This is a genomic window from Polaromonas sp. P1_F4, assembly GCF_056405675.1.
Map to the genome: position 1 here is coordinate 1 of NZ_JBFUBP010000028.1, position 580 is coordinate 580.

General features: G+C 46.9%; 2 protein-coding genes. Both read left to right on the plus strand.

What is annotated here, in order from left to right; genetic code table 11:
• A partial coding sequence (locus AC1DYQ_RS22875; RefSeq protein WP_477688723.1) for an ATP-binding protein occupies window positions 1–132 on the plus strand: 132 nt, incomplete at its 5' end.
• Between the two features lie 187 nt (window positions 133–319).
• Window positions 320–580 (plus strand): hypothetical protein (locus AC1DYQ_RS22880; RefSeq protein ID WP_477688722.1); only part of this gene is annotated, 261 nt, incomplete at its 3' end.

Sequence of the window (580 nt, forward strand, 5' to 3'; positions counted from 1 at the left end):
GCTGCTCTTCTGGATCGGCTCACCCACAGATGTCATATCCTTGAGACTGGAAACGACAGCTATCGGTTCAAAAACAGCTCTGCAAAGACTCAGCCCAAAAAGGAGAAGATCAAGAACTTATCCACATCGTGAGCACCTTCTGCTCACAAAGAGTGTGGGTCAAGATTCGATGGAAAACTCGGGTCAGACTTCAGTGCAATTCAACAGGCACAGATTAAGTTTGGTCTGGCTGGGCTTAACTATACCAAAACTCCGAAGTATCCGTAGTGATTCTGTTGGTACCGAAGCACGGTCACAAGCCACCACAGAAATCAACGCATTGAAAGTTTTGAAGGCCTACCCCTTGAAGGATTTAGCGCCAAGACAGCTAACTATGGTCACACGATATGCTAGCGACTTAGTAGCAATAACGTCACGCGCATACAAAGTCTTGAAGCCTGGAGGAACGGCAACCTACGTGATTGGAAATAATGTTTTATCTGGCGTTGACCTCATCAACTCATCGGCCCTTCGCACTGCTCTGAAAATCGCAGGATTCGAGATAAAACATTCCGAGAGCAGAGAAATACCGTCGCAACAC